Raw genomic sequence first — 22820 nt, forward strand, 5'->3', positions numbered from 1 at the left:
CGTCGCGATGCGGAAGGCACTGGACATGAACGAGCGGGGACGTAAGGCGGCGGTGCTGGCGCGGTTCTTCCGCCAGCAGCCGGATCGCATCGCGGCGCTGTGGCGCCGGATGCGGCTGGCCACGCATGAGGCGGACGGTTCAGCGGCCTCGCTCGGACAACTGGACGGGCTGGTGGAGCCCTTCATCCGCGAGGTGGGGCGGACGCTGGAGGGCGAGGAGACGAGCCCCTGGAGCCGCACGCGGGCGGTGCTCCGCCTGTCGCCAGAGCGCGGCGCGCGCGCCCTCTACGAGGAATTCGCGGCGCTGCGGCGCTGCCTGGTGGACGCCGCGGAGGTGCTGGGCGGCGGGGATTGGGAGCGCGAGCGCATCAACCGCGCGGTGGATGAGGCGGTGGACTCGGCGGTGGCCCTGCTGCAGCGGCTCAAGGATCCGCGCGCGGACGGCCCCCGGGTGGCTTTTGGAGGTCTGGTCGTCGAGTACTTCGAGAGACCTTCACGAGTGAAGCGCACCACGCCGGACGCGAAGGACGGGCGTCCAGCGATGCACTGAGGAAGGGGTTGGTCGGGTTTGCCGACCCGTCCGGCTTGATGCTCCCGTCTTGGGGAGCGTCCGAGGCCGGCGGGAGGGAGCGCGCCGTGGGTGGGGGCCCGTGGCGTGCCTTTGGGGAGCGTGTTCCCACTGGGGAGTGGTGAGCGCGCCTCGTGAGCTGCTGGCAAGACGCGTGGATGGGGGTCCGCGCGAATCGCCGGTCGGACGGGTCGGCACTTTTGTGGGGTCAGGCTGGGGAGCCTGGGTGGAGAGCAGGGACACGGGAGGGGCGCCTACGGGGGTGGGCGCTCCTCCCGTACTTTTTGGGGGTGCGCCGCGTCAGTGCGCGTCCGCCCAGCTCCGGCCCGCGCCCACGTCCACCTTGAGCGGCACCTTCAGCGAGGCCACCGAGGACATGCCCTTCATCGCCAGGGCCTTCACCCGCTCCACCTCGGCGTCGGGCGCCTCGAAGAGGAGTTCGTCGTGCACCTGCAACAGCATGACGGTGCGCAGGCCCTCTTCGCGCAGCGCCGCGTCCACCACCAGCATCGCCTTCTTGATGAGGTCCGCGGCGGTGCCCTGAATCGGCATGTTGATGGCGGCGCGCTCGGCGGCCTGCACCACGCCGCGGTTCTTCGAGTTCAGGTCCGGCATGTACCGGCGGCGCCCGTAGAGCGTCTCCACGTAGCCCGTCTTGCGCGCGGTATCCACGGTCTCCCGCAGGTAGCGGTGGATGCCTGCGTAGCGCGTGAAGTAGCGCTCGATGATGTCGCGCGCCTCCTCCTGCGGAATCCCCAGCCGCGCGGACAGGCCGTGCGGTGACAGGCCGTAGGCGATGCCGAAGTTCACCATCTTCGCCCTGCGGCGCTGCTCGCGGTCCACCTGCTCCGGGGGCACGCCGAAGACTTCCGCCGCCGTGCGGGTGTGGATGTCCTGGTCGTTGAGGAAGGCGTCGATGAGGACCGGGTCCTCCGCGATGTGCGCCAGCAGCCGCAGCTCCACCTGGCTGTAGTCCGCGCTGACCAGCTGGTGCCCTTCCGCGGCCACGAAGGCGCGGCGGATTTCGCGGCCCAGCTCGGTGCGCACGGGGATGTTCTGGAGATTGGGGTCCGTGGACGACAGGCGCCCCGTCGCGGTGGCCGCCTGGTGGTAGGTGGTGTGGATGCGCCCGTCGGCCGCCACCAGCGTGGGCAGCGTGTCCAGGTAGGTGCTCTTCAGCTTGGTGAGGCTGCGGTACTCGATGATGGCGGCCGGCAGCGGGTGTTCCTCGGAGAGCTTCTCCAGCACCTCCATGTCCGCGGACGGGCCCGTCTTGCCCTTCTTGATGATGGGCAGCCCCAGCCCTTCCGGCTGGGGCGAGAAGAGCACCTCCACCAGCTGCGGGTTGGAGCCGATGTTGAACTCGCGCCCGGCGTGTTTGTAGACCTCCTTCACCTGCGCCTCGACGGCGGCGTCCACCTTCACGGAGATGCGGGCCAGCTCGGTGGTGTCCAGCTTCACGCCCCGCTGCTCCATCCGCGCGAGAATCGGCAGCAGCGGCAGCTCCATGTCCCGCGCCAGCTCCGCCAGGCTCGCCGCCTGAAGCTCCTTCCACAGCTCCGGCGCCAGCCGCCGCGCCGCCTCCGCGCGGATGGCGAAGCCCGCGGCCACCTCCTCCACCGTGTGGTCCGCCAGCGCCTTGTCCTTCTTGCCCCGCTTGCCCTCGGCCGCGGGCGGCAGCGCGGGCAGCTCCGTCTGCAGGCGCTCGCGCGCCAGGTCCGCCAGCGCGTGCTCGCGGCGGGACGGGTTGAGCAGGTAGCTGAGCAGCTCCACGTCGTCGTGGCCGCCGCGCAACGTGATTCCCTCGTTGGCGAGGACGAGGGTGAGCGCCTTGAGGTCGTGCCCGCCCTTCTTCACGGCCGCATCCTCCAGCACCGCCTTGAGCGCGGCCGTGAAGGACTCCGGCTTCACCTGGGTGGCGCCGAGCACGCCATGGCGCAGCGGCACGTAGTACGTGCTCGCGTCCGGCAGCGCGGCGCCCAGGCCCACCAGCTTCGTGGCGAAGGGCATGCCCTCGTACGCGGGGATGAGGCTGACGGTGCCCGCCGCGCGCACCGCATCCGCCAGCGCCTTCAGCTCCGCCTCGGTGCCCACCAGCTTGTGCTCGGCGGCCAGCGGCGCGGCCTTCTCCTTCGGCGCGGCCTCTGGCAAGCCCTGCTGCGGCAGGTCCTTGATGAGCGCGTAGAACTCCAGCTCGGTGAAGAGCTCGCGGGCCTTTGCCGGGTCCACCGCCTTGCGGGCCAGGTCCGCCATCTTCACGTCCAGCGGCAGGTCCGTCTTGAAGGTGACGAGCTGCTTGGCGCGCAGCAGGCTCTCGCGGTGCGAGGCGATGGCGTCGCGAATCTTCGGCTTCTTCACCTCGTCCAGCTTGGAGAGCAGCGTCTCCACGTCGCCGAACTGCTGGATGAGCTCCGTGGCCGTCTTCGGGCCGATGCCCGGCACCTTGGCGACGTTGTCCACCGCGTCACCGATGAGGGCCAGGTAGTCGCGCATCTGCCGGGGCTCGATTCCCAGCTTCGCCTTTACCTCGTCCGGCCCGGTGTGCGTCTCCTTCATCGGGTCGAACAGGCGCACGTCCGGTTCTACAATCTGCACGAAGTCCTTGTCGCCCGTGACGACCTGGACGCAGAAGCCCTCGGCCTTCGCCTTCACCGCCAGCGTGCCGATGACGTCATCCGCCTCCCAGCCGGCCATCTCCAGCACCGGCAGGTTGAGCGCCTCCACCACCCGGCGGATGAGCGCGAACTGCGGCACCAGGTCCTCGGGCGGACCCTCGCGGTTGGCCTTGTAGTTGGGGTCTATCTTCTGCCGCTCCGTGCGGCTCTCCTTGTCGAAGGCGAGCGCCACGTGCGTGGGGTTCAGCTCCCTCAGCCCCTTGAGCACCATGCGGGTGAAGCCCAGCACGGCGTTGGTGGGCACGCCCTTGCTCGTCGTGAGGGGCGGAATCGCATGGTAGGCGCGGAAGATGAAGCCGGACGCGTCGATGAGGACCAGGGTGGGCGCGGAGCGCGAGGGGCTGGTGTCGGCCATGGCCCCGTGCCTAGCGCGCCCGTCCGCCCCTGTCCATGTCGCGTCAGGGGCAGCTCCACTCCTTCTTCTTCTCGTCCACCTTCTCCGCGATGCCGTCGCCCTTGACGGCGTAGTCGAGCACGGCCGCGAGGTCCGGGCAGGCGCCCGCCGCCCGGAGGGCGTCCGAGGCGTTGCTCGAGCAGAAGGCCGCCGCCTTGTTCAGGTCCGGGTTGCCCGCGTAGAAGCCGAAGCCCAGCTTCCAGATCCTGCACGCGCGACGCTTGTCCTGCCGGTCCGCCCACTCCCTGCCCCGCTGGTAGGACTTCTCCGCCATGTCCTGGAGGATGTTGCGCCGGTAGAAGGACGGCTTGGACTCGGCCAGGTCCAGCATCAGCTCCTTGTCCACCTGCAGCGCCTCGCGGAAGGGCTCGGCGGCCTTCTCCGGGTCGTCACCAGCGAGGAACGTCTCACCATTCTTGAAGAGCTGATCCACCGTGGACATGATGCGCACCAGCTCGTCCGACTGGGCGTGGAACGCGGCGGCCTCGTAGTTGCCGCGCAGCTTCTGCAGGGTGGCCAGCGCCTCGCTGCCGCGGCCGGCCCAGTAGTCCATCATGGCCGCCTGGAGCAGCTTGTGGCCGAAGCGCTTCTTCACCGCCGCGTCCACCACGGAGCGCGGGTCGGTGGTCGCCTCGTCCGGGCCGATGATTTCCGTCACCGGGCACACCCACGGCGCCGCGTTCGGGTCCAACCGGAACCGCGCGATGAGGAAGCGCACGTAGAGCGAGTCCTTGGGCCGCCACTCGTTGCGGCGCAGCCGGCCCTCCAGCTTCATCGTGTAGCCCAGCGGTGGCTGCAGGTCCTCGCGCGGCTGCCCCTGGCACCAGACGGCCATGTACTGCTCGCAGCGCGGCACCGCGGCGCTCAACTGGGAGTTGCCCAGGTAGCGCTTGCAGTCGTCCAGCGCCCGCTTCGTGACCTGCTCGGCCGCCTCGCGCGCCTTGCTCTTGCCGCGGCGGAAGTACTCGCTCTCCTTCGGAATCTTGCTGAAGGCCTCGAGCGCCTCATCCGGCTTGAGGCGCTGCAGCGCCTTCTCGCCCGTCGAATAGTGATCGAAGGACTCCTTCTCCAGCTTGATGCGCCGGATGAGGGTGTTGGCCTCCGGGTGGATGGGGTCCAGGTCCAACGCCTTGGTGCAGCTCTCCTCCGCGCGGGCCCAGTTGGGTGATGAGCCCAGCTCGTTGGACGCGTAGGAGCGGCACTCGCTGAGCAGCGCTTGAATCTGCTCCGCCGGGTCCACCACCGCGCCCGCCGGGTCCACCGGCGTGTCCGCCGGCCCGGCGCCCGGCATGGCCACCTTCACCACCGCCGCCACCACCAGCAGGCCCACCACGCCGCCGGCCACCATCATCAGCTTCTTGCGGCTCGGGGGCGCTGCTTCCATTTCCGACGGCGCCGCCGCGGCCCCACCGCGCCGCGTGGGGACGGGACCCGAGCCCCGCCGCACCGGCGCGGCCAGCGCCACGTCCTCGGCTTCGAAGGACATCTCCACCACGCCGAACTGGAGCTGGTCGCCCGGCTGCAACTCCACCGGCTCCGGCCCCAGCGGCTCGCCGTTGAGCAACGTGCCGTTGGCGCTGCCCAGGTCCTTCACCGTCACGCCGGACGCCGTCGCCTCCAGCTCCGCGTGCCGCCGGCTGACCGAGTCGTCCTCCAGCATCACCAGCGCCGGAGGCTGCCGCCCCACCAGCACCTTGCCCTTGAGGGGATACGTCCGGCCGGCCCACGGGCCCACCAGGCCCTTGAGCATGGGGCCCGCGCCACCGCCCGCCGCGCCGCCTTCCACCACGGCACCGGCCGGCTTCGCGGGCCTCGCGGGCCGCTTCGGCGGGGGCGCGCCCGCGGGCGGCCTCGCCTTCAGGCTCGGCAGGGCCCGCGTCGCGCGCGCGCCGCTGCCCTCCGCGCCCACCGGCATCTCCTCGGCGGGGGGCGCCGCGGCCTTCGCCGCCTTGCGCGGACCGGAGCGGGAGGGCGCCGCCGCGACCTTGAGCCGCAGCGTGTAGTCCCCCAGCACCACCTCCGACTGCGGGGTGAGCGGCGTGGGGTCCGCGATGCGCTCACCGTCCACGAAGGTGCCGTTGGCGCTGCCCAGGTCCTCGATGAAGACGGCGCCGCCGTCCTCGAAGACCCTCGCGTGGTTGCGAGACACCCCGCCCTCGGTGAGCAGGAGGTCATTGCCCGCCTGACGGCCCAGCTTCAGCTCGCCAGTGATTTCGTGTTCGTTCTCGGAGCCGTCGGGGAGACGGACGACCAGGGTGGGCATGACGCGTCAATCCTCCCGGAAGATGCTCATGTTGACGGGGATGCCCTTGCGCTGCAGCTCGTCGTAGAACTTCGGTACGAAACCGGACGCGACGAAGCGGCCCCGGACCTTGTGGTCCTCCGTGAAGCCATCCTGCTTGAAATAGAAGATGTCCTGGAGGGTGACGATGTCCACCTCCATGCCCGACACCTCGGTGACGTAGTTGATCTTCCGCGTGCCGTCGGAGAAGCGCGTCTGCTGCACGATCATGTGCACCGCGCTCGCAATCTGCTCGCGGATGGCCTTCACCGGCAGCTCCATGCCGGACATCAGCACCATGGTCTCCAGCCGGGCGATGGCGTCTCGCGGCGTGTTGGCGTGCAGCGTGGTGAGCGAGCCGTCATGGCCCGTATTCATCGCCTGGAGCATGTCCAGCGTCTCGCCGGAGCGGCACTCGCCCACGACGATGCGGTCCGGACGCATGCGCAGGCAGTTCTTCACCAGATCACGGATGGTGATGGAGCCCTTGCCTTCGAGGTTGGCCGGACGGCTCTCCAACTGCACCCAGTGCTCCTGCGGCAGCTGCAGCTCGGCGGCGTCCTCCACGGTGATGATGCGCTCACCGTCGGGGATGAAGGAGCTGATGATGTTCAGCGTCGTCGTCTTCCCGGAGCCGGTGCCGCCGGAGATGACGATGTTGCGCTTGGCCTTCACGCACATCTCCAGGAACTCGGCCATCTGCGCGGTGAGCGTCTTGTACTTCACCAGGTCCTGGATCTTCAGCGAGTCCTTCTTGAACTTGCGGATGGTGATGCACGGACCCTTGAGCGCCAGCGGGGGGATGATGGCGTTGACGCGGCTGCCGTCCTTGAGGCGCGCGTCCACCAGCGGGCTGGACTCGTCGATGCGCCGGCCGATGGGCGCCACGATGCGCTCGATGACGCCGAGCACCGCCTGGTTGGAGGAGAAGGTCTTCTCCGCCAGCGTCAGCTTGCCCTTGCGCTCGATGTAGATCTGGTTGGCGTGGTTCACCATGATCTCGCTGATCTCATCCGACGCGAGGAACGCCTCGAGGGGCCCCAGGCCCAGCGCCTCGTTGATGACGTCGGTGAGCAGCTCCTCCCGGTCCACGTCCTCCGGGAGCTCTCCGTCCGCCTCCATCTGGTCGATGATGTCGCGGATGGCCTTCTCGGTGCGGCGCCACAGCTCGTCGTCCCCGAGCCGGTCCATGTCCATGCGGCGCAAATCGAGGTACTCGATGAGCCGGTCGTGGATCTCCTTCTGGAGCCGGGTGTAGCGCTCGATGCGCGGGTCGACCTTCTTCTTGTTCTTCGCCATGGCGGACGCCATGGACGCCGGCATGCGGCCGGCCACGGGCGCCGGAGCGGGAGCCTCCTCCTCTTCGTACGGCTCCTCCTCCTCTTCGTACGGCTCCTCCTCCTCGGGGTACGGCTCCTCGCCGTCGTCGTAGCCCTCCTCTTCCGGGGCCCCGGCGCGCGTCATCGCCGGGCCCTCTTCCAGGGCCTCGACGTTGAGGATGTAGTCGCCAATGGAGACCTGGTCCGTCGGCTTGAGTACCTGAGGCGCGGCAATCTTCTTGCCGTTCACGAAGGTGCCGTTCGTGGACTTCATGTCCACGATGATGAACTTCCCGTCCTTGGCGACGATCCGCGAGTGGTACTTGGAGACGTTTCCCTTCGCGAGGATGATGTCGTTGCCGGGCAGGCGGCCGATCGTGACTTCGTTCTTTTGGTACTCTCGCTGCTCGGTCCCGCCGCCCTTTTCCGCGAGGGTGATGAGAAACATGGTGGGGTCGGATGCTAGCAAGCGCCTCTTCGTCCTCAAAGCTCCAGGCGCTGCGGCATGCCTGCCCGCAAGGCGACGGGCCGGCACCCGCCCCGGAAACGGGGGAGGACGCCGGCCCGCGGGGAGCCAGGAACGGGGGCCCGGGGCCCCCGGACCTCAGTCGAAGATGTTGAAGTTCACCTCGGACCGGGCCTGCTTGTAGCGGCTCTTCACGTCCTCGATGATGGTCCGGACCTTGTCCGAGTCCGGGTTGACGATGCGCGGGGTGACGAAGATGACCAGCTCGCGCTTGGTCGAGTCGAACCCGCGGCTCTTGAAGAGCTCGCCGACAATCGGGATGTGACCCAGGCCCGGAATCTTGGACACCGACTTCTGCTCGTCGTGGCTGAACACGCCGGACAGGACGATGGTCTCCCCGTGGCGCACGGTGACGTTGGTCTTCACCTTGCGGGTGCGGAAGCCGGGGATGGCGGACGAGCCACCGAAGGACACCGACACCGACGCGTCGATTTCCGACGCCTCCGCCTCGATTTCCGTCTGGATGTTGCCGTTGCGGTCCGCGGTGGGGCGCAGGTTCAGGATGACGCCGTACTTCTTGTACTCCACCGAGAACTGATTGTTGGTGATGAGGGGGATGGGCACCTCGCCGCCGGCCAGGAACTCGGCCTTCTCACCGCTGGCGCACACCAGCTTGGGCTGGGCAAGCAGGCGGCCGTAGCCGTCGTTGCCCTGGAAGCCGATGGAGAAGTCCGCGCCCGCGTTGAGGCCGAGGGTGCCCGCGCCCTCGCCGAACGTGCCGGGGAACAGTTGCTGCGAAATCGTCGCGGAGGCGGCCGCCGTGCCGGAGATGTCCGTGGGGTACTTGATGCCGTAGCGGTCCCGGCTGTTGCGGCGGATTTCGACGAACTGCACCTCGGAGAGGATCATCCGCTTGATGCCCACGACGAGCAGGTTCTCCACCTTCTCGCCGATGGCCTTGGTGATGAGCTCCGCCTTCTGGAGGTCCTGCTGGCTCTCCACGGAGCCCTCCAGGAAGATGGTGGCGCCCACCACGTTGGCCTGGACGTTCTTGAGGCCGGCCTTCTGGAAGGCCGCGTTGAGGTTCTGCGCCACCAGCTTCTTGGCGTTGGGGGCGATCTTCACGAACGACTTCACGTTCGGATAGAGGCTGACCACCTCGTTGATGCGGTCCGCGTCCTGCGTGGTGTAGGCCTGACCGTCCAGGTAGATGCGGTCACCCACCATGCGGACGGAGACGCCTTCGATTTCGCCCAGCAGGCGCTTGATTTCGGAGATGACCTCGTTGGGGTCCTGCTTGCGGACGGCGACGAGGTAGCTGACGCGCTGACCGGAGGTCTTCCAGACGAGGAGCGTCGTCTTGCCCTCGCCGAGGCCGGTGATGAGCAGCTGGCCGGAGCCGAGCGTCTTGACCTCGGCGATGGTCGGGTCGCCGAGTGCGACGCGGCTCAGGCCGGGAATGGTGAGCACCTTCTGGGAGCCGACGCCGAGGCTGACGGTGCTGCCCTCTTGCGCCAGGGCGCTGCCGCCGGCCACCAGGGCGACCAGGGCGCTCAGCGCCGCGGCATGCGTGAAGCGTGTGAACATCGTCCGTATCCCTTCCAGTGTCCGAGCGAACCCGAGCTTCAGCTTCCGTGTTGCCACCACAGCGCCCAGAAAGTACCCAGCGCGATGGCCACCCCGTAGGGGATGTGACGCTGGGTCGAAGGCTGCGCGTCCGCGCTCGCCAGCCGCACCCGCGCCGCCCACCGCCGCACCACCGCCGCCAACGTGTCCCATACCGCGCCCTGCCAGAGCAGCGTCACCACCGCCTGGAGCGCGCCCACCAGTGAGATGAAGGCCGCGGCCGCCAGCACCGCTGGGAATCCCAGCACGGCCCCCACCCCGCCCATCAACTTCACGTCACCCCACCCCATCCGCCCGCGCAGCGCCGCCGGCAACAGCAGCACCGCCAGCCCCGCCCCCGCCACCAGCCCGCTGAGCACCCCGTGCTCCAGGTCCCCGAAGCCCTCCGTGGCCAGGCGCACGCCCAGCGCCACCGCCATCAGCGGATAGGTGACGGCATCCAGGATTTCCCGGCGCAGCACATCCGTCACCACCGAGATCACCAGGGCCACTCCAAGGACCGTCCACAGTGCGATCTGAACAGGCGTCATCCATCGCCTGTCCCATCCGTGGCAGGCCGTCCGGTATCAAACCAGCGAGGCCGGAGCCCGTCAATTGTCGAACATCCGGAAGCCCTGCGGGGAGGTGCGCCGGTCAGCTCACCATGAGGCGAATCTTCTCGCTGCAGATGAAGTACTCGTCGCCGTCTTCGATCTTCCGGCGCTTGATGCGCTGCTTGTTGTACCAGGTGCCGTTGGAGGACCCGAGGTCCTCGATGATCCAGTCATTCCCCTCGTGGACGATGACGGCGTGCTCGCGGGACACCTTGCCGGAGTTGATGACGAAGTCGCAGTGCTTGCCGCGGCCGATGACGAAGCGGTCCTTGACGATGCGCTCCTGGTCTCCGGCCTCGGTGACGAGGTACAGCGCGCCGGGCTCCTCCTCCTCGGCCACCTCGTCCGCGGGCTCCTCCTCGGCCTCCTCGGCGGGCTCGTCCTCCATCGCCGGGTCCTCGGGCTCGGGAAGCGGCTCCTCCTCGTCCTCGATGATGTCGTCGTTGGGAGGAGGCGGCTCGTTCTTGCCCTTGATGAGGCGCTCGAGCTCCGCGGCCGTCTCCAGTACGCGCTCGGCGACCTCGCGGCGCACCGGATCATTGTCCAGGCCGTTGGAGGACGAGCCACGGTCCTCGACGGGCGCGGCGCCGCGGCCGGCGGGACGGGCCGGCTGGGGAGTGGACTCGGGCTTGGGCGCGGGGGCCAGCACCGGGGGCGCGCCCCGGGCCGGAGCCGGCGCCGCGGCCACCGGGGCCGGCCGCGCGGACGCAATGGGGGCGGCCGCCACGGGTGCCTCGCCCCGGGACTTCACCTCGATGAAGCCGTTGAGGCGCGCGAACATGAAGAGCGCCTGGTTGATCAGCGCATCGCGATCCGAGCCCATCTGCTGGGCCATCTCTTCGTACGTCTCCCACAGATGGTCGGCGATGCCGACCTTGCGGGCGGGGCGGGAGTTCTGATCGATCATCGGTCTTGACTCGGGTGATTCAGGATGTCCCGGACGATAGCAGAGCCCCCCCGGGGAGCCCAATTACTCGAAGGGATTGAGCGCGCTGGCGTTGAGGGTGTTGTCCACCACCAGCCCCAGGTTCACCTGGAGGATGCCGTCCGCGGACGGGTAGGCGATGTAGGCCAGATCCGATTTCGGCGCGGCGACCACGGGGCCCGGCAGGGTGTAGAAATTCAGCCCCACTCCCGCGGTGGTGGTATCCACACCAAACGTGTGGGTCCGGATGCCGGAGTCCAGCGTCACCACGAAGCGGTCTCCGCGTGTGAGCCGCCCGGCGACCGAGGGCACGGCCACCCGGATGACGATGTCCGGCGGCGTCGCCGGGAAGGCCGGCACCGTCCAGGCCGGGGGGTCCACATTGGTCACGTCGTCCACTTCGGCGGTCGCCGTGAGCAGGCCCGCCGGATGGAAGTAGTAGCTCGTGGGAATCCGGTACTCGGCCGTTTCGCCCGTGATGTCCCGGGCCAGCAGCGTGCCGGAGTCGTTGAGGAGGATGAAGGGCTGATCCCCCGCGACCCGGACGTTGAAGCGAGGCAGGGTGGAACAGCCGTCGGGGATGGGGGTGGCGCTCTCCAGGCGGACGCGGCCGGCGGTGGTGGGCACCACGGCCGTCACCACGAGGTCCGTGTCACACACCACGTCGTCGCCCGCCAGCTCGATGATGTCGCCCACCGCCACCTGCTGGCGCGGGTCCGTGGGCTGGTCCACCTCGAAGAGCGCGGGGGCCGACAGGTCGCGGCTCAGCGACGCCATCGTCGGGAAGATGCCCTGGTAGACGATGCGGTAGAGGCTGCTGATGACCGAGCCCTCGAAGAGCGTCTTGCGGACGGCCCGGCGCGAGGAGTCCGTGGGGTTCACGTACTCCACGGTCTGCTCCACGGGCACCACCGTGCTGATGTTGGCGACGCCCCGGTCCACGACCTGCTCCGCCGCGTTGCGGATCTCCACGGCGACGCTGGCCCCGGCCGGGTTCAGGTCGAACATGCGCCGGTCGCTGGCGTTGAACAGGGTGATGACACCGGTGGACGACGGCAGGATGCCCAGCAGCGGCACGGTGGCCGTGCCGCCGGTGCCGTCGGTCAGCACCAGCCGCACATTGCCTTCGGGGACGATGGCCAGCCCCGTGGGCAGGCCCGACACGATGATGGGCAGCATCGGCGCGCCGCTGAGGTCCGTGGCATGCGCGCCGGTGGCGGACTCCACCGCCAGCACGCCCGAGCACTGAGGGCCCGCGCCGCACGCGGCCTCGTCGAGCACGCCGTAGATGAACTGGCCGGCGGTGAGGATCTCCTCCTCGTTCACGCCCGTCGTTGCCGGGTTGTCGAAGACGCGAGTCACCTGCGGGTGCGTGGCGAGCAGGCGCACCGGGGCGCCGTCGAAGCCGGCCGACAGGTCCCTCGTGACGCTCGCGAGCCCGCCCGCCGCCGCCTCGGTGAGCAGCAGCGTGCGCCCGGGGAGCGCGGGGGGAAGGTTGGTGTTGCTGCGCGTGGCCAGCACGAACTGTCCCGCCTCCGGCATCACCAGCAGCGCCGCCGCGGACTCGCGCGGGTTGAGGCAGAACACCGGCACAGGGGCCGGACGCGTCTCTTCCGAGAGCACATCCGGGCCGGGCAGCTCCTGGCGCATGACGACGCTCGCCGTGCAGGTGACTCCGGCGGGCGGCGTCTGCAGCGCGTAGTACAGCACGCTGGGGGCGCCCTCCCCCGCCGGCGCGCGTGCGGCGAAGGCCGTGACGAGGCCGCCCGTGCGCAGGCGGGCCACCTCCACGAGGCGCGCTCTATCCGCGGCCACCACGGAGATCTCCTGGGAGCCGGAGCTGCGCGCGTAGACGTACGGGCCCGCTACGTCGGCGGTGCCGGCGCCGGGGGCTCCGTCGGCGAGGACGACGTAGCTCACGTCGTGGGTGAGTGCGTCCGGCCGCTCCAGCACGGGGACGGACAGCGCCTGCAGCGGGTTGGGCGCGGCGATGAAGTCGCGCGGGACCTTGCTCAGGTCCAGCACCCGCAGGTCGTCGTCGTCCGAGGACGTCACGAAGATGAGGTCGTTGGAGAGGACCAGGTCATACGTGCCCGACAGGCCGGCGATGCCGGTGGTGACGTTGGAGTCGGAGCAGGCGCCGGAAAGCCCGGCGCAGGCGAGGAGGACGGCAAGGGTACCGCCAGGGACGAGAGCGCTGCGCTTCAAGGGGAGGTCTCCTGGCACACGCTGGTGCCCTGGCGCGGGTCGCGCAGCTGGCGCGGGCCGATCCGCGCCACCATCCGTGCGTCCTGCGGCCGGTCGAGGTCGGGAATGTCGATGACGGCGACGCGGCCGTCGCCGAAGGTGCTCGCGAAGAGGCGCGCCGAGTTGCCGCGCACGTCCGCCGCCAGGCCGAAGGGCTGGGCGGGCTGGCTCGGGTCCTGCTCTCCCACCAGCACCTGGGCGACGAGCTGGCCCACCTCTTCGTCGAAGAGGGCGACGGCCTCGTCACCACTGCCCGTCACCGCGACGATGTTGCCGCGGCCCACGGTACGGGGAATGACCTCCACCTCGGAGGAGCCCTCGGGGAGGGGCACCGCGGTGACGACGTGAAGCGTCGGGAGGTCCTGGAGCGCGTTCTCCACGTCCATCACCAGCAGGGTGTCCGGCCCGCGCGCCAGCAGGTAGACGCGCTCGCGGTTCGGGTCCAGCACCGTGGGGTTCGCCACGGAGGGGCGCTGCACGACGGCGACACCGCGCGCCTCGCGCACGGAGTAGACCAGCTCCACGTCGCTCTCCAGCACGCGGTCCGTCGAGTTCCGGTCCACCAGCCGCAGGATGAAGCGCGCGGCCAGCGCCCCGAGCTGGGTGGACGAGGAGTTGCGTCCGGAGACGTACACGTACCGGCCGCCGAGGGCCGCGGAGTTCGCGGCGCCGGACAGCCGGCCGTTGGTGCCCAGCGGCGAGAAGTTGCCCACGCCCAGTGCGTCCCGGTTGGGGTCCGCCGCGGGGAGGTCGACCAGGTACGACTGGAACTCGGCCTCCCGGCCCGACTCCTCCGGCCCCACAATCTCCGAGTGGGTCACCCAGACGCGGGAGTCCGGGTTGGTGCGCTCCACGGTGACGCCCACCGGGCCCGGCGCCGACGGGATTCCGGCCGTGGCGCCCGGCACGTCGAGGAGCGACAGCGCGCCGTCGCGGCAGTCGCGTCCGCTGCCGCCCTGTACGCACGTCAGGCTGAGGCCGTCCGCCCCCACGTCGACGGCGTGCAGGAAGCTGCCCTCGGCGCGGGTCGGGACGAACAGGCGCGGGCTGCGGCCGGGCGGGAGCCAGAGGGCCATCTCGCCCGCGAAGCTGTCGATCTGCACGTTCGCCGACGCGCCGACGCCCAGGTCCACGAGGAGCGTCGCGCGGTCCTCTTCGACCGAGCGGGTGAAGGGCGCGCCGAACGGGCGGAGCCCCAGCGCATCCAGGTCCAGCGCGGACACCGCGCCGGAGTCGTAGCACTTGTCGAAGTTGGCGCTCGCCACGTAGAGGTACCCGTTGGTGGACGGGCCTCCGTCGGGATGCCAGAAGGCGAGGCCACTCGGGTAGACGAGGCGGGTGGACGGCGGAGGCCGCGGCTCGGGCGTGGTATCGCACGACACGAGCAGCAGCGCGGCGGTGAGGAGATGGGCGCGCATCAGAGGGGGGCGGAGTGTAGGAAGGGGCCTCCCCCCGGGCAACCGGAAACGGGGCCCGTCATTCCCGGGCGCCCGACAGCGGACGTCACGGCACCCCCAGGGGCCCGCGACGTCCCTGGAAGTCATACCTCTCCCTCCGGAGGCCTGCTTCATCCCCCGGAGGGCAACCAACCGTGCGCGGTGGCGCTCAGGCCGCCGCGGACGCCTCAGCCTGGATCTTCGAGAAGTCGGCCACCTGGTTGAACAGGGCGCCAATCTCCGTGAGGAGCCGGATGCGGTTCTCACGCAATTCCTTGTCCTCGGCCATCACCATCACCTTGTCGAAGAAGGTGTCTACGGCGGGCTTGAGGCCGGTGATTTCGCGAAGGGCGCCGGCGAAGTCGTCCGCCTGCACCAGCCCCGTCACCGTGTTGCGAGCCTGGGTGAAGGCGGTGTGCAGGTGGCGCTCCGGCTCGTCCACCAGCTTCTGCGGGTTGATCTGCCCGCCCTTCACGTCCTTGCCCTGCTTCTCCACGATGTTGGCCACGCGCTTGAAGGCCACGGCCAGGGGCTGGAAGTCCGCGCGGCCGACGATGAGGCTCAGGGCCTCCAGCCGCTTCTGCGCGGCCACGAGGTCGTCGAAGCCGGCGGCCAGCACCGCCTCCACCACGTCCGTGCGGTACTGGTCCGCCCACAGCGCCTTGAGGCGGCCGCGGAAGAACTCCAGCACCTGCTCGCGCGGGGCGGGCTCGCCGGCCTTGCGCTTGACGTTGGTGAGCTTCGGGGCGAGCAGCCGCAGCGCCTCGTCCACGGCGGCGGCGAGGCTGAAGCGGTAGCCGCGGCCCAGCACCAGCCGGATGATGGCGATGCACGCGCGCCGCAGGGCGAACGGGTCCGCCGCGCCGGAGGGCGCCTTGCCGATGGCGAAGATGCCCGTCAGCGAGTCGAGCCGGTCCGCGATGCCGATGAGCGCGCCCGCGTCCTGCGTGGGCAGCGCGTCCTCGGCGCCGCGCGGCAGGTAGTGCTCGTAGATGGCCTGCGCCACCGCCTCCGGCTCGCCGCTGGCGCGCGCGTACTCGCGGCCCATGACGCCCTGGAGCTCGGGGAACTCACCCACCATGCCGGTGACGAGGTCCGCCTTGGCCAGCGTGGCGGCGCGCTCAATCGTGGCCGACTCCCCTGCCCTGCCGGTGTTCTGCGCCAGCCACATGCCGAGCGAGCGGAAGCGCTCCACCTTCTCCAGATAGGTGCCGAGCTGGTTCTGCCACACCACGCGGCCCAGCTTCTCCACGCGGTCCTGCAGCGGCGTCTTGCGGTCCTCGTCGAAGAAGAATCGGCCGTCCGCGAGGCGCGAGGCCAGCACGCGCTGGTAGCCGCGCAGGCTGAGCTGCTCGTCGCGCACCGGCGTGTTGGACACGGCGATGAACTTCGGCAGCAGCTTGCCGCCCGCGTCCACCAGCGAGAAGTAGCGCTGGTGGCTCTTCATCTCCTGCACCAGCACCTCGGGGGGCAGGTCCAGGTGGCGCGCCTCGAAGCTGCCCACCACGGGGTTGGGCTGCTCCACCAGGTTCGTCACCTGGTCCACGAGCGACGCGTCCTCCAGCAGCTGACCACCGGCCTTCTTCGCCGCCGCGCCGAGCTTCTCCACCAGTTGCGCGCGGCGCTTCGCCACGTCCGCCACCACGTGCGCCTTCTCCAGCGCCCCCTCGTAGTCCGCGGGCGCCTTCAGCTCGATGGGCCCGCCCGAGAGGAAGCGGTGGCCGTACGTGGTGCGGCCGCTCTTCACGTCGCCGAAGATGACAGGCAGCACGTCGCCGCCCAGCAGCGCCACCAGCCACTGCACCGGGCGCGCGAAGGACTGGTCCACGTCACCCCAGCGCATGGACTTCTTGAAGTTGATGGAGTGCACCGCCGTGTGCAGCGCCTCCTGGAGGATGTCCGCCGCGGGGCGGCCCTTCTCCTCCACGCGCGCGGACAGGTACTCGCCCTTGGGCGTCGTGGCGCGGCCCAGCTTGTCGACCGACAGCTTGAGGCTCTCGGCGAACTTCTCCGCCGCCTTGGTGGGGTTGCCCTGCGCGTCGAAGGCCGCCTTGGCGCTGGGCCCCAGCACCTCCTTCACGATGTCCTCGCCCGCGTCCGCCACACCCTTCACCCACACCGCCAGGCGCCGCGGGGTGCCGAAGACGCGGACCTCGCCGTGCTTCAGCCGGGCCTCGGCCATGCGCTCGGTGAGCACCCGCTGGAGGTCCTCCAACGCCGGACCGATGAACGACGCCGGAATCTCCTCGGCGCCCACTTCCAGCAGCAGGTCACGCGCCACGGGCCACCTCCGCCTTCTCCTTCTTCTCCACGGGCTTGTTGAGCTGCACCGTCTTCCAGTAGTCGCTCGCCGGCTTGCCCTCGAGCACGGGGGGCTGCTCACCCACCGTCCACGGCGTCTTCAAGAGCGGGTAGCCCAGCCGCTCGCGCATCTGGAGGTAGCCCTCCGCGCACAGGCGCGCGTTGTCGCGCACGCGCTTGATGAAGTTGGCGCGCTCGGTGACGGAGATGGCGCCGCGCGCGTCCAGCAGGTTGAAGGCGTGCGAGCACTTCAGCGCGTAGTCATACGCGGGCAGCGGCAACTGACGCTCGATGAGCCGCTTGCATTCCTTCTCGTACGCGTCGAACAGCGCGAAGAGCATCTGCGGGTCCGACTCGTGGAGCGCGTACTTGCTCATCTCCACCTCGTTGGGGTGGAAGACCTCGCGGTACTTCACGCCCTTGACCCACTCGAGGTCGAAGACGTTCTCCACGCTCTGCAGATACGTGCAGAGCCGCTCCAGGCCGTACGTCAGCTCCGCCGCCACGGGCTTGCAGTCGAAGCCGCCGCACTGCTGGAAGTAGGTGAACTGGGTGACTTCCTGCCCGTCACACCAGACCTCCCAGCCCAGCCCCCAGGCGCCGAGCGTGGGCGACTCCCAGTCGTCCTCCACGAAGCGCAGGTCGTGCTCCATCGGGTCGATGCCAATCTTGCGCAGCGACTCCAGGTACAGTGCCTGCACATTCTTGGGCGCGGGCTTGAGGATGACCTGGAACTGGTGGTGCTGGAACAGGCGGTTGGGGTTCTCTCCGAAGCGACCGTCCGCGGGGCGCCGGGAGGGCTGCACGTAGGCCACGTTCCAGGGCTCCGGACCGAGCGCGCGGAGGAAGGTGGTGGGGGCCATGGTGCCCGCGCCGACCTCGAGGTCGTAGGGCTGGGCGATGATGCAGCCCTGGTCGGCCCAGTGCTTCTGCAGCGTCAGGATGAGGTCTTGAAAATACATGACTGGCGGATCCTTCTCGCAGTGCGTCGAAGGAGAAACGCGCGGACCCTAGTGAGGGGGGTCCAGAGCGTCAAGGACGCGGTCACTCCTTGTACAGAGGGAGGTCCGCCAGTCGAATCTGAATCTTCGTCACCTCGCCCGGCTTGACGGGCGCGGACAGGAGCCTGCTCGCAGCCTCCGCGTCCGTGGGGTCGACCACGCGCAGGCGGTAGGTGCCCACCGGCAGCGGCATCTTCTGCAACGGTGTGGTGCCCAACTGGGTGGCCCCGTCGAACACCGCGGCGCGAGGCACCGTCTGGAGGGTGAGCCACCCGAGCCCCGCCTTCGCGGCCCCCTTGGGCGTACTGGTGTCCAGCACCTCACCCACGTCGTCCGGATTCTGCGTCACCGTGGTGACGGGCTCAGGGGCAGCCGCCTCCGCCGGGGTGCGCGCGCGCTTCACCGTCCTGCCCGTGTCGGTGCCCGAGGGCTCTCGCGAAGCGGTGGCTCCGTCCTTCGCCTTGCGGCCGGGCGAGGACCGCGTCGCCTTGGAGTCAGGACGGGTCCCCTGCCCTTCTTCGCTGGGGGCGGGGGCCTCGGTGTCCGCGGCCACGGCGGGCTCGGTGGCCGGCGGGGTCTCCTCCACGCCGCGCGGGAAGCCCGGCGGAGGACCTGCCTTCTGGGGCGGAGGCCAGGCCCCGCTGGCGGCGGGGTCCACCGGTGGCGCGGGGTCCAGCTCCGCCTTCACCCAGGCCTTCGCGGACTCATAGGCGGGGACGAACTGCGCGCGGACCATGGGCAGCGTCGCGAGCCAGCCCAGGCCGCCCAGCAGCGCGAGCAGGAACAGCCGGCCCACCCAGCGCGACGCAGGGCGCGCGGCCGGCGTCTCCATGGGCGTGTCGGAGCGCGGGGCCGCACGCGCCGCCGGGCGTGCACCCGGGCGCGGAGGCCGCGTGCGGAAGCGCTGCGTCGCCAGATCACTGGGCTCGTCGAAGGTCTCCGCGGCCTCGGCCTCGGGCGCCTCCTGGCGGGGCGCGGGGCGGGGCCGGGGCGTGCGCGTGATGGGCGCCGCGTCCTGCGCGGGCCGGGGCGGGCGCGGGGTGGGCGCGGCGGCCTCCGTGGGGCGCCGCTGGGGCACCGGCTTGGGGCCACTGCCACTGCTGGCGGGGGCGACGCGCGTGGCTGCCGCCTCGGTGGGACGGCGCTGGGGCACCGGCTTGGGCCCACTGCCAGCACGGGTGGGGGTGGCGCTCTCCGTGGGGACGGAGGGCGCGAGGCGCGTCCGCTTCGCCGGCACCTGCGCGGTGGGCGCGCTGTCCCCGCCGCCGTCGTCCTGCTGGAGGGCGCCGGCCACCTCGCTGACGCGCGCGTCCTCCGCGCTGCTGGCGAGCTCCAGGAGCGTGCGCGTCTTCTGCCGCTTGTCCGCGAACAGGTCACCCATCACCGCGGTGATGCCGTCCTCGTCGAACAACTCCGAGCCGAGCGCCGCCTCGATGGCGCGCGACATCTCCCGGCCGCTGGTGAAGCGCTGGGACGCGTCGCGCGACAGGGCGCGCAGCGCCACGGCCTCCAGGGCCTCGGGCACGTCCGGGTTGATGGAGCGGGGTGCCGGAATGTCGCTCTCGACAATCTGCAGCATCACCGCGGCCTCGTGCGGGCCGTTGAACAGCCGCTGGCCGCAGAGCAGCTCGTGCAGCATGACGCCCACGGAGAACAGGTCGCTGCGGCCGTCCAGGGGCGCGCCGCGCACCTGCTCCGGGGACATGTAGCCGCTGGTCCCCTTCACCGTGCCCACCTGCGTGCGGCCCAGCCGCCCGCGCGCCTTGGCGATGCCGAAGTCGATCACCTTCACGACGCCGTCGTAGGTGAGCATCACGTTCTTCGGGGACACGTCGCGGTGCACCACCACCGCGGGCCGGCCCGACGGATCCGTGAAGTGGTGCGCGTAGTGCAGGCCCAGGCAGGCATCCCGGATGACGCGCCCGATGAAGCCCATGGGCAGCGCGTAGCCCTGCCGCGCGGTGGCCTTCACCACCTGCTCGAGGTTCTGCCCTGGCAGGAACTCCATGGCGAGGTACAGCTCACCGCCCTCCTCGCCCAGGTCGAACACCTGCCCGATGTTCGCGTGCGAGAAGGCCGCGGTGATGCGCGCCTCGTCGAGGAACATCTTGACGAACTGCTCGTCCTTCTTGATGTCCGGGAGGATCTGCTTCACCGCGACGAACTTGCGGAAGCCGCCGGGGCCCGAGGTGAACGCAAGGAAGAGCTCCGCCATGCCGCCCATCGAGAGGCGGGTGAGGATCTCGTATTTTCCGATGCGCCTCCCCCGATCGGGATCTTCTCCGGCGCCACCCAACATGGCCATTTAGCGCGCGCATGTTAGCCCCCGGCGTCGCTCGCGCCAATGATCCACGCCCGGAAAGCGCCCTACCCGGCAGGCAGGGCTCCGACCTCCAGCGGTATCGCGTCGCACGGCCCCCCGACGGGGAGTCCTTCGGCGACAGCTTCGCGCGGCCGTGGCCCCGGATTCAGCGCTGGAGCATCCACGACGTCTCCGATCTGCGATGCCCCATCGTGCGCTTCCACGGCGCCCACACCCTGAGCGTGTCCGCGAAGCTCACCAACGAGTGGCACGCCCGACTGCGCGCACCGGAGATGCAACGCGTCTCGTTCGAGCACTCCGCGCACAGGCTCTTCGAGGAGCCCGGGAAGGTGTTCCAGCACCTGCCGCAGGACGTGCGCCCGCTCGCCCTGAAGCACGAGCCCACATCGTCCTCCATGCCCTGAAGGGCCACACCTCACGGGATGGACAGTTGTCGAAGCGCTGTGGGATATTTGACAGCTGCGAAGTTTTCCGTCCGGCTCAATCCGGTTGGTTGAGCCGCCTGCGTCCTATCGCTTCGGCCCGAGCTTCCAAATGCTCCTTCATCAACGCCTGAGAGAAGGGCAGCGCGAGTACCTCCTGCTCGCACTGCATGACCCACTCCCCGAAGGCTGCCAGCCGCTGGATGCCGGCCGAGGGTGGACGCTGGAGCGCCGGCTGCGGCAGCTCGCACAGGACGAGTCAAACCTGAGGACGCTGAGCACGCTGGTGCAGGCGCACGGCCCCCTGGGCCGGCATGCGACGCGCACGGCGGAGGACGTAGTGAAGCAGGCGGCCACGCTGCTCTCCTTCGGCCACCTGCGGCTGGCCCTGGCGCCGCCGCCCGCGCGCTACGGCGCGCCCGCCTTCCCGGAGGAGATACCGAAGCAGGAGCCGCCCGTCACTCCCGACGAGGACGTGACGCTGCGCCTGCAGGTGGTGGACGACGCCTCCGACGGCCCCATCTCCGGCATCAAGCTGCGCATCCTGTTCGCGGACAAGACGGAGAAGGAAGTCACCACGGACGCCGACGGCAACGTCAACCTGGAGAAGGTGCCCAGGGGCAACTTCGATGTGCTGTCCCTCATCGACGGCGCGACGCTGAGCAACAGCGTGGCGATGGTCCGCACCGGCGGCCCGTGGTCCGGCCAGAAGCCCGCGAAGACGGGCACGAAGTCCAAGGCCAATTCGGAGCGCGTGCTGGTGAAGGTGACCGAGCACCGCGTCATCGACGGCGAGACGATGGACAGCGTTGCCGAGATGTATGACCTCACCGCGGATGACCTCTCCCAGTTCAATTGGGAGACGACGGACCCGGCCGAGGTTCAGCAGCGCCTGGAAATCTCGGTGGGCTGCACGCGCAAGGACGAGGGCGGCAAGTTCGTGTTCAGCCGCGACGACGACCCCGGCATCCTCTACGTGCCCCGCCCCGTGGCGCTGAGCGGGCTGGCGGTGGACCAGAGCCACATCCTCCGCGTGAAGCGCGCCCGCAGGCCGCAGCCCTTCAGCTTCTCCATCTGAGGCGGGAGGGCGCCGGGGGGCATTGAGAGCCGCTGGGAACGTAGAATCGCGCCAGGTGACTCGAATGGGGATGACGACGCACAGGACTCGGAGGGCGACGGGCTCGACCCGTGCGCTCGCGCCGTGCGCGCGCTGGCTGCGCGCCTGTGTGCTGGTCCTCTCCGCGGCGGTGCCCGTTGCATCAGCCCGGGCGGCGGAGCCTTCCGCGAGCCCCACGCGCTGCTCGAAGCCGGAGTTCACGAAGAGCCGCCGGAGCGCCGAGGCGCTCTACCGCGACGGCAGGTACGCGGAAGCCGTCGGACTGCTGCGTCAGGTGAAGGAGTCCTGCTGGAGCGCGCTGGACGCCACGGACCGGGGCTGGCTGGTGTCCGACCTCGGCCTGGCCGCGCTGCGCGCCGGTCAGCCGGAGGTGTGCCGGCAGGTACTCGACGAGGCGCCCGCGGAGCTCGACGCGCAGTCTCGCGTGGCGAAGGCCATCGTCCACAACCGGGGCCTCTGCCAGGGAGAGGGCGGCTTCCCGGTGCAGGTCTTCTTCTCGGGACTCCTCATCTCCTCGCCCACGGAGGCACCCGAGGCCCTGACGCGCGAGTGGCCCCATGTCCTCGAGCTGCGCGACGGGCGGCTCCCCCAGCGGAGCGACCGTGAAATCGACCGCTGCACCGAAGCAGAGGGCGTGGCGCTGGATGACCTCGACGTCACGGCCACGATTGAAATCCAACCCGCCCGGGCGCGGCTCCTGCGCTGCCGTGCGCTGAAGAAGGTGACGCAGGCCCGGCCCTCGCGGGTGAGCTACGTCCGGGACCTCTTCTCCACGAAGGCGCTCGGCAATGTCCTTCCGGCGGACCTCGCCCCGGCCTTCGCTCCCGGCGAGGACGAGGAGCGCGCACAGGCCGGCCGCGAGGGCCGGACGTGGAGCAGTCTCGACCGCAAGGTGCGCTTCGAGCCGGACCCCGACCGCAAGGGGACCCTCCGGGTCCAGGGCAACGGTGTGTCGGGCATCCTGGCGCTGTGGGCGATGGGAGACTTCAACGGTGACGGCGTCGAAGATGCCGTCGTGGATCGCAGCATGAGCCCCGAGGGTGGCAGCGCGGTCGACATGGCCACCTTCCTGCTGACGCGCACCCGCCCCGGCGGCGTGCTGACCGTCCTCGAGCGAATGGAATAG

The 22820-nt window shown here is 70.1% G+C and carries 15 protein-coding genes; 4 read left to right on the forward strand and 11 right to left on the reverse strand.

The genetic code is table 11. The annotated features are described in order from the left end of the window. Positions 1-25: 25 nt before the first annotated feature. The gene (locus tag OV427_RS02750; RefSeq protein ID WP_420718240.1) at positions 26-550 is read left to right on the forward strand and encodes a hypothetical protein; all 525 of its coding nucleotides are present in this window, start codon (positions 26-28) and stop codon (positions 548-550) included. Positions 551-868: 318 nt separating this feature from the next. Here the strand turns inward: OV427_RS02750 and polA are convergent, their stop codons facing one another. From polA to OV427_RS02805, 11 genes are all read right to left on the reverse strand, one after another. Continuing rightward, positions 869-3598 (reverse strand): DNA polymerase I, encoded by a 2730-nt coding sequence (polA, locus tag OV427_RS02755; protein WP_267854559.1) that lies wholly within the window; start codon positions 3596-3598, stop codon positions 869-871. A 43-nt stretch (positions 3599-3641) separates the two neighbouring features. Further along, positions 3642-5900, reverse strand: coding sequence for an FHA domain-containing protein (locus OV427_RS02760; RefSeq protein ID WP_267854560.1), 2259 nt, complete (start codon positions 5898-5900; stop codon positions 3642-3644). 6 nt (positions 5901-5906) lie between these two features. After that, entirely contained in the window at positions 5907-7685 is a 1779-nt protein-coding gene (locus OV427_RS02765; protein ID WP_267854561.1) for an ATPase, T2SS/T4P/T4SS family, read from the reverse strand. 156 nt (positions 7686-7841) lie between these two features. Next, positions 7842-9290 (reverse strand): type II and III secretion system protein family protein, encoded by a 1449-nt coding sequence (locus tag OV427_RS02770; RefSeq protein WP_267854562.1) that lies wholly within the window; start codon positions 9288-9290, stop codon positions 7842-7844. Between the two features lie 38 nt (positions 9291-9328). Next, on the reverse strand, positions 9329-9859 hold the full coding sequence (locus OV427_RS02775) for an A24 family peptidase (protein WP_267854563.1): 531 nt from the start codon (positions 9857-9859) through the stop codon (positions 9329-9331). 103 nt (positions 9860-9962) lie between these two features. Continuing rightward, entirely contained in the window at positions 9963-10829 is an 867-nt protein-coding gene (locus OV427_RS02780) for an FHA domain-containing protein (RefSeq protein WP_267854564.1), read from the reverse strand. Positions 10830-10892: 63 nt separating this feature from the next. Continuing rightward, positions 10893-13055 (reverse strand): hypothetical protein, encoded by a 2163-nt coding sequence (locus OV427_RS02785; RefSeq protein WP_267854565.1) that lies wholly within the window; start codon positions 13053-13055, stop codon positions 10893-10895. Next, entirely contained in the window at positions 13052-14512 is a 1461-nt protein-coding gene (locus OV427_RS02790; protein ID WP_267854566.1) for a YncE family protein, read from the reverse strand. Before OV427_RS02790 ends, OV427_RS02785 begins: the two co-directional genes overlap by 4 nt. A gap of 187 nt (positions 14513-14699) precedes the next feature. Then, positions 14700-16811 (reverse strand): glycine--tRNA ligase subunit beta, encoded by a 2112-nt coding sequence (gene glyS / locus OV427_RS02795; RefSeq protein ID WP_267854567.1) that lies wholly within the window; start codon positions 16809-16811, stop codon positions 14700-14702. Next, positions 16801-17793, reverse strand: a complete 993-nt coding sequence (gene glyQ, locus OV427_RS02800; RefSeq protein WP_267854568.1) for a glycine--tRNA ligase subunit alpha — start codon at positions 17791-17793, stop codon at positions 16801-16803. The genes glyS and glyQ overlap by 11 nt, the downstream gene beginning before the upstream one ends. Before the next feature lie 82 nt (positions 17794-17875). After that, positions 17876-20137 (reverse strand): protein kinase domain-containing protein, encoded by a 2262-nt coding sequence (locus OV427_RS02805; RefSeq protein WP_267854569.1) that lies wholly within the window; start codon positions 20135-20137, stop codon positions 17876-17878. A gap of 11 nt (positions 20138-20148) precedes the next feature. Here OV427_RS02805 and OV427_RS02810 point away from each other — a divergent pair, with 11 nt between their 5' ends. From OV427_RS02810 to OV427_RS02820, 3 genes are all read left to right on the forward strand, one after another. Continuing rightward, a complete protein-coding gene (locus OV427_RS02810; protein WP_267854570.1) occupies positions 20149-20559 on the forward strand; it encodes a hypothetical protein in 411 nt (136 codons plus the stop codon). A gap of 130 nt (positions 20560-20689) precedes the next feature. Beyond that, positions 20690-21655 carry a LysM domain-containing protein gene (locus OV427_RS02815; protein WP_267854571.1) on the forward strand — a complete coding sequence of 322 codons (966 nt, stop codon included), beginning with the start codon at positions 20690-20692 and terminating at the stop codon, positions 21653-21655. Between the two features lie 70 nt (positions 21656-21725). After that, the gene (locus tag OV427_RS02820; protein WP_267854572.1) at positions 21726-22820 is read left to right on the forward strand and encodes a hypothetical protein; all 1095 of its coding nucleotides are present in this window, start codon (positions 21726-21728) and stop codon (positions 22818-22820) included.

This window comes from Pyxidicoccus sp. MSG2, from assembly GCF_026626705.1.
Classification (GTDB): Bacteria; Myxococcota; Myxococcia; order Myxococcales; family Myxococcaceae; genus Myxococcus.

Coding starts and splice junctions, on each gene's coding strand:
- OV427_RS02750 (WP_420718240.1), top strand. CDS start 26: ATGAACGAGCGGGGACGTAAGGCGGCGGTGCTGGCGCGGTTCTTCCGC.
- polA (WP_267854559.1), bottom strand. CDS start 3,598: ATGGCCGACACCAGCCCCTCGCGCTCCGCGCCCACCCTGGTCCTCATC.
- OV427_RS02760 (WP_267854560.1), bottom strand. CDS start 5,900: ATGCCCACCCTGGTCGTCCGTCTCCCCGACGGCTCCGAGAACGAACAC.
- OV427_RS02765 (WP_267854561.1), bottom strand. CDS start 7,685: ATGTTTCTCATCACCCTCGCGGAAAAGGGCGGCGGGACCGAGCAGCGA.
- OV427_RS02770 (WP_267854562.1), bottom strand. CDS start 9,290: ATGTTCACACGCTTCACGCATGCCGCGGCGCTGAGCGCCCTGGTCGCC.
- OV427_RS02775 (WP_267854563.1), bottom strand. CDS start 9,859: ATGACGCCTGTTCAGATCGCACTGTGGACGGTCCTTGGAGTGGCCCTG.
- OV427_RS02780 (WP_267854564.1), bottom strand. CDS start 10,829: ATGATCGATCAGAACTCCCGCCCCGCCCGCAAGGTCGGCATCGCCGAC.
- OV427_RS02790 (WP_267854566.1), bottom strand. CDS start 14,512: ATGCGCGCCCATCTCCTCACCGCCGCGCTGCTGCTCGTGTCGTGCGAT.
- glyQ (WP_267854568.1), bottom strand. CDS start 17,793: ATGTATTTTCAAGACCTCATCCTGACGCTGCAGAAGCACTGGGCCGAC.
- OV427_RS02805 (WP_267854569.1), bottom strand. CDS start 20,137: ATGGCCATGTTGGGTGGCGCCGGAGAAGATCCCGATCGGGGGAGGCGC.
- OV427_RS02810 (WP_267854570.1), top strand. CDS start 20,149: ATGTTAGCCCCCGGCGTCGCTCGCGCCAATGATCCACGCCCGGAAAGC.
- OV427_RS02815 (WP_267854571.1), top strand. CDS start 20,690: ATGCTCCTTCATCAACGCCTGAGAGAAGGGCAGCGCGAGTACCTCCTG.
- OV427_RS02820 (WP_267854572.1), top strand. CDS start 21,726: ATGACGACGCACAGGACTCGGAGGGCGACGGGCTCGACCCGTGCGCTC.